The 6,656-nt window shown below is 58.6% G+C and carries 4 protein-coding genes; all 4 read right to left on the bottom strand.

Annotated features, from left to right (window positions below):
* Positions 1 to 1,126: 1,126 nt before the first annotated feature.
* On the bottom strand, positions 1,127 to 1,897 hold the full coding sequence (locus tag QZZ60_RS09915) for a hypothetical protein (RefSeq protein WP_295640996.1): 771 nt from the start codon (positions 1,895 to 1,897) through the stop codon (positions 1,127 to 1,129).
* A gap of 127 nt (positions 1,898 to 2,024) precedes the next feature.
* The gene (locus tag QZZ60_RS09920; protein ID WP_295640998.1) at positions 2,025 to 3,377 is read right to left on the bottom strand and encodes a TolC family protein; all 1,353 of its coding nucleotides are present in this window, start codon (positions 3,375 to 3,377) and stop codon (positions 2,025 to 2,027) included.
* Between the two features lie 4 nt (positions 3,378 to 3,381).
* A complete protein-coding gene (locus QZZ60_RS09925) occupies positions 3,382 to 5,325 on the bottom strand; it encodes a MacB family efflux pump subunit (protein ID WP_295641000.1) in 1,944 nt (647 codons plus the stop codon).
* An 87-nt stretch (positions 5,326 to 5,412) separates the two neighbouring features.
* A partial coding sequence (locus QZZ60_RS09930) for an efflux RND transporter periplasmic adaptor subunit (RefSeq protein ID WP_295641002.1) occupies positions 5,413 to 6,656 on the bottom strand: 1,244 nt, incomplete at its 5' end.

Consider the following 6,656-nt stretch of genomic DNA (forward strand, 5'->3'; position numbering starts at 1 on the left):
CTGTCCCTCATCCCCATGGGCTGGCTCATCTGACGGCCTGATATCGGGTAATATCAAAGGGACGCCCCCACTCCGGGGCGTCCCTTTGTTGTTTAAAAGAAATGGCATGTAGGATAAACGAAGAGACTGGGGACAGCGTGCAGCGAGAACCAGGCAGAGAGCAGGGAGCTGTCCCCGCATTGAGTGGAAGGAGATCTGCCAGAGCAGCGGGGCGCTGCCCCGGGATTGAGTGGAAGGCAACAGGCCGGAGAAGCGGGGCGCTGCCCCGGACCCCGCCGGGGGAAATAATTCCCCCCGGACCCCCCTGTTTCCGCCGACGGCTTCGCCCTCGGCGGGCGGGAGTGCGGGAGCAGGGCGCGTTGCCGAAGACAAGCGGGAGAGGGGAAACGGCAGCTGTTGCGAGGCGCGGAAAGTCTTGGCGGGCGCTGTTCGGGCTGCGGACGCAGTGCAGGTGTGTCCTGTCGGACCCACCTGCGGTGGCCGACTCCTGTCCGACAAAAGTCGGACAGTCGTGAGTAAGGAAGAGATTTCCGGATATTTTGGAGGGATCACCGAGGGCCGGGCTGTAAAAGCAGACCGGAAGGCTGCTTTTCTACGCTCTGGGGACTCGGGCGACATCAGGAATCTCGGCCGACGGCAAACTTCGATGCCGAGGTTGAAGCATTGGGAGAGATTTTGCGCTCAGCGGTAACGTGTGCGACGCTCAGGCACAAAAAAGGGGCAGTACAGTGAAGAAAGCTTCGCCGTGTGCCCTTGAAAAGAGAGAGCAGCCTGAAACAATAAAAGTTTTAGGAAAGAGGATAGGGGTGCGGGGGAAGGGGAAAAGCCCTTTTTCAAAAGGGGGTTCCCCTTCCCCGGGAAGCGTCGTCGTCTTCTTCTTCTTCTTCTTCTTCTTCTTCTTCCTTTCTCTTCTTAGTTCGGAAGTATCTTTTTCCTCTTTTTTCAGGTGCTAAAAAAGGGCACGCGATTGAAGGAAACTTCGCTCGAGTGCCCGGGAAAAAGGAAAGCAGCCTGAAACAATAAAAGTTTTAGGAAAGGGGATAGGGGTGCGGGGGAAGGGGAAAAGCCCTTTTTCAAAAGGGGTTTCGCCTTCCCCCGCAAACTCCATCCTCTCTTTCTTTCTCTCTTATACTTCCGTGGCGTGCAGCCAAACCTGATAACGGGCGTTCAGGGTTTTTTTGGTTGTGGCCCAGGGAATGCCCGCCGTGTAGTACTTGCCGAGATTGATTTCAAAGTTTTCAATCTTGGTGAGCAGGCCTTCCACGGTGTTCAGCGCCTGTTCGTTGGCCGCAAGCAGGGCTTCGTAGGCTTCGCTGAAGTCTTCGCCCTGAAATTCCTCAACAGGCGTGGAGGAGGTCAGTTCGTGACCGGTCTTTCTTTCATAGAGCTTCTTGAATTTGGCGCATTCCACGCGGTCGTAGGATACGGAGCGGATGAAGGTGGCAAAATCGTCGTGCAGCGTCTTGAAGGCGTTGTAGGCCTCGGCCGCCTTGGAATTGCAGAAGAAGGAATCGCAGGAGAGCAGCAGGAAGTATTCCTCGCCGAGGAACTTCTTGATGCGCGGAAATTCGTCGGGATTGTAGAGGTAATGATCCCAGTCGGCCACGGACTTGTCGCCGTCTATGGCGCTGATGAGCAGAATCTTATGATGCAAAAGCTCGGCATACACGCGGCCGCCGCGGCGCTTGAGCACCGTAATGGCCGTGTTTTTAGAGTGAAAGTACATGGTGAGCGAGGCGATGAGCGCTACAAGACTCACGGCAAACACGGCGACGAAAACGCCGAGAAAGGAGAATGTGGTCATGCTGTACGTCGCTCGGGAGAAGGGAAAGATCATCGCAAGCGACAGCAGGGAGAGAAAAAGCAGAGCGTAGGAAAGATTGCGGAATGTGCTCATGATTCATGTCCTTATATCTCAATGTTTCGCGTGGAGGGAAAAAAAGAAATCGCCTCACCTGACATGGAAACAGATGGGGCGATTTTCTGATGAAAACAGAGAAAGGTCAATCTCATGAATAAATTATTTATCTGCCGAAAATGCGTCCTCCCATGGCCTGCCAGATGGCGTTCGAGGCGGAAATCACGCCGTATTTCCGCTCCAGAACCGACAGACGGGAGTCGTTGAGCGCCTTCAGCGCCTCCAGCCAGTCTTTGAGTTCGTCGGCTCCCTGCTCATATCGTGCTTTGCGGTACGCTTCCACTCTGCGGTCAGCGTCATATTTTTTCTGAATGTTTTCGAACTGTTGCTCGGCATTCCCCAGAGAGCCGTAATAGAGGGCCACTTCGTTGAGCGCCTGGGTCACGCTTTTTTCATAGGCGAGTTTGGCATCTTCAAAGTCGGCCTCGGCAATCTTCACGTTCCATTTTACACGATTCCAGTCCAGGAACGGAAGATCCAAACTTATAAGACCCTTGATGAAGGAGGACTGGAACAGGTCGGAGGCCGACGAGGCCGACGCGCCGAGCGTGCCGCCTATGGTGAGCGAGGGAAAAAGATCGGCCCGGGCGGCGTTCTGGTTGCGGAACGAGGAGAGCAGCCGGAATTCGGCTGCGTTCACGTCCGGTCTTGCGCCGAGCGCGGCCACGGGAACGTTGAGGTCCACGGCAGGCACTTTTACGGCCAGCAGATCGGGAAGCTGGAGCGTTTGTTCCTCTTCCGGGCGCAGGTTGAGAAGGTCGCGCAGCGTCTGCCGTTCCGTGCGGAGGTCTTCTTCCAGCGTGAGCACGGTGGTCTTCTGGGAAAGCAGGCTTTGTTCCGTCTGCGCAGGGTCGAGACCGTCGGTCTGGCCGGAGCGGAACTTTTCCTGCATGATCTTAAGAAGCCGCTCATAATAGCTCAGGCTTTCGCGGCTCAGTTCCAGAGCGCGAGAGGTGTAGGCCATGCTGTACCAGGTATTCACCACGCTGTTGACGAGCGCAAGCTTCGTGGCTTCCCTGTCCTGTTCCGTGGCGCGGTATTCCCACACCTGCGCCGACGTGGAGTCGCGCAGGCGGCCCCACAGATCCAGCTCATACGCCAGACCGAACGAAGCGTCGAAGCTGCGCGTGTTCCTGCCGCTGTCGAGCGCGGTGCGGGAATCGGCGCTGCCGGAGCCCGAAAACGTGGGCACGAGATCCGCGCCGAACTGTCTTGCCTGATACAGGGCCTTGTTGACGGTAATGGTGCTGCGCGCAAGGTCGATGTTGCGCGCAAGAGCCATGTCCACCAGTTTGTTGAGCGTGGGATCGTTGTACTGTTTCCACCACTCGCGGTCGATGTGAAAGTTCTGCTCGATCTGGCTTTCGCTCAGAATGCCCTGAGGGGGAATCTGGTAGTCGCGTGTGGCGCAGCCGGAAACAAGAAGCAGCACGGCGCAGAGAAAGGGCGTGGCTTTCATGGAATCACTCCTGGGAGAGCGCGTCCACGGGATTGAGCGTGGCGGCGCGTCGGGCCGGCATGTATCCGAAGATGATGCCGATGAAGGTGGAACAGGTGATGGCCAGCACGATGGAACCCGTGGAAAACGACATGGGAAAGTCCTGAATGAAGCTGTTGAACAGCACGCCGATGCACGCGGACAGAAGCACGCCCGTGACGCCGCCGATCACGCAGATGAGCACGGCCTCGATGAGAAACTGCTGAAGCACGTTGAACTGTCTTGCGCCTATGGCCATGCGCACGCCGATTTCCCGCGTGCGCTCCGTGACCGACACGAGCATGATGTTCATCACCCCTATGCCGCCCACAAGCAGCGATATGAAGGCAATGCAGGAAATGAGCAGCCGCATGGTGGTCGTGGTGCTTTCCATGGTCTGGCGGATGCTGTCCGTGTTCATGGTGAAGAAGTCCGTCACGCCGCGATGGCGCGAGGTGAGAAGACGCGTGAGCTCCTTTTCCGCAATCTGCGCGGAAACGCCGTCGGCTATCTTCACCGTGATGGAGGAAATGCTCCGGCTGCCGGATACCCTTGCCATGTAGGCGGTGTAGGGCGTCCACACCGTAAGGTTGCTGCGCGGGCCGAAGGTGGCGTTGGGCTTTTTCGTCACGCCCACCACTTCAAAGGGATGCTTGTTGAACAGAATGACCGCGCCTATGGGGTCTTCCCCGTTGGGGAAAAGTTCCTGCACCGTGTTGTCGTCGAGCACGGCCACGGCGCGCGCCTCGTCGATGTCCGCGCGGTTGATGAGCCTGCCGCGCGCAAGCTCCAGCCCCTTCACGTTGAAGTACTGTTCGCCCACGCCGCTCAACGAGCCGTTGGCCGTGAGATTGCGGTACACGAAGCTGCCGCTGGAACTTGCCGAAGGCGTGGCGCTCGCGATGTAGCTCTGTTCGGCCAGCACTTCGGAGTCGTCCACGGTGAGCGTGGTGTAGCGGCCGGAATTGCGGTCGCCGAAGCTGCGGCCGGGCATGATGTCGATGGTGTTGGTGCCCATGGCGTTGATGCCGGCCAGAATCTTTTCCTGAGAGCCGCGGCCGAGCGCCACCACCGAAACCACCGAGGCAATGCCGATGATGATGCCGAGCATGGTGAGCAGCGAGCGCATCTTGTGCGCAAGTATGGCCTGCACCGACATGCGGAACGCTTCGGCAAGCTGATCGCGCATGTACTTCCACGAGGAGGTCGGAGATACGGCGGCCTTCGCTCCCTCGGGATTGCCGACGGGCTTTTTGCGATGATCGCTGATGACTTCGCCGTCCCTGATTTCTATGATGCGGTTGGCGTATTCGGCAATGTGCCGGTCGTGCGTGACCAGAATGAGCGTGTGTCCTTCGGCGTTGAGCTGCATGAGCAGCGCCATGACGTTTTCGCCGCTTCTGGAGTCCAGCGCGCCGGTGGGTTCGTCGGCCAGGATGATTTCCCCGCCGTTCATCATGGCGCGGGCGATGGACACGCGCTGCTGCTGACCCCCTGAAAGCTCGTTGGGGCGGTTCTGCGTCTTGCCCTCGAGCCCCAGCTTGATGAGAAGTTCGTGCGCCCTTGCGCTGCGCGCATGCCCCTCCATGCCCGCATACACGGCGGGAAGAGCCACGTTTTCCTGAGCGCTCAGACTCGCAAGCAGATTGTAGCGCTGAAAGATGAAGCCGAACTTCTCCCCGCGCAGTCTGGCCAGCTCGTCGGGCGAGAGCCCTTCCGTGGCCTTGCCGTCCACCAGATAGGTGCCTTCGGAAGGCGTGTCGAGACAGCCCAGAATGTTCATGAGCGTGGACTTGCCCGAACCGGACTGGCCGATGATGGCCACGAAGTCCCCGCGCTCTATGCTCAGACTGACGTTCCTGAGCACCTGCACGCGGCTTTCTCCGCTGCCGTAATGCTTGCCTATGTTGCGTACTTCGAGAGTGACCATGAGTGTTTCTCTGCAGGGAATGATTCATGAAGCGCGGCGCAGGCCGCGCGTTCCTGAGCGACCGCGGGGCCTGTGCCCCGGCATTCATCAGCGCGCAGGCCTGCGGTTGCTGCGCGGATTGGCCAGACTGTCCGCAATCTCGGCGCTCGACATCTGCGTGGAGATGACCGCTTCGCCTTCCTTGAGACCGGAACGGATTTCCGTCATCACGTTGTTGGTGAGCCCCGTTTCCACCTTGCGCACCTCAACCTTGTTGTCCTTGCCGAGCACGCGCACGCTGTAGTTGCCCCGGCCGTCGTTTTCCAGCACCAGACTCGGAACAAGAAGCACATCGTCGGCCCTGGCGATTTCAATGACGTTCTGCGTGGTCATGCTGATGCGCAGCACCCCGTCGGGATTGGGAACCCTCGCCTTGGCGTAGTAGTAGATGGCGGAACTCGAAGAACTGCTCGAAGAACTCGAAGAGCTGCTCGACGATGTGCCGGAAGTCGAAGACGTGGCGTCCGAAAGCGTGGTGTCGCCCGGATCAATGGACGTGATGCTGGTCGTGTATACCTTGTCGGGAGCCCCGAGCAGCGTGTAACGTACTTTCTGACCCTCCCTGATGAAGGGAATGTCGCCTTCCGACACTTCAATCTTGATTTCCATGTCCGTGAGGTCCGCAATCTGCGCGATGGTAGGCGTGGTCTGATTGGCGTTCACCGTCTGACCTTCCTTCACCGGCACGGACACGATCACCCCGTCAAGCGGAGCCACTATCTTCGTGTAGCCCAGATTCGTTTCCGCCGTGTTCACCGCTATCTTCTGCTGAAGTATCTGCGACTCCATTTCCGTCACGCTGGCCTTCGCCGCCGCCAGCGTGTTTTCCGCATCTTCCAGATTCGCCCGTGAGGTGGAATCCGTCTTCCTGAGCTTCACTTCGCGGTCATACTGCGTCTGCGCCACCTTCTGCGCTATCTTGCGAGACTGAAGCTGCGCCTCGTACGTCTTGAGCAGAGCGCGCGCCGTGTCCAGATCGTTCTGACGCGTCGTGGGATCTATCTGCGCGATGAGATCCCCCTTCCTGACCTTCTGACCGATCACGGCATTGAGCTGCATGATCTTGCCCGAAGCCTGAGAACCTACCGTGACAAGCTGCACGGCGTCCACTTCGCCCGTGGCATTGACCGTCTTGCGTATGCTGCCGCGTACGACGCTTTCCGTAAGATAATGTATCTGCGAGGACGTGCCCCGCTGCTGGTACCACCAGAATCCGCCCGCGCCCGCAACAATGAGCCCAGCCCCCAGTTCTTCTGCCAACTCATTGACTTCATCCCGCACGCTACCAAAAC

Source organism: uncultured Mailhella sp. (assembly GCF_905187505.1).
GTDB lineage: Bacteria > Desulfobacterota > Desulfovibrionia > Desulfovibrionales > Desulfovibrionaceae > Mailhella.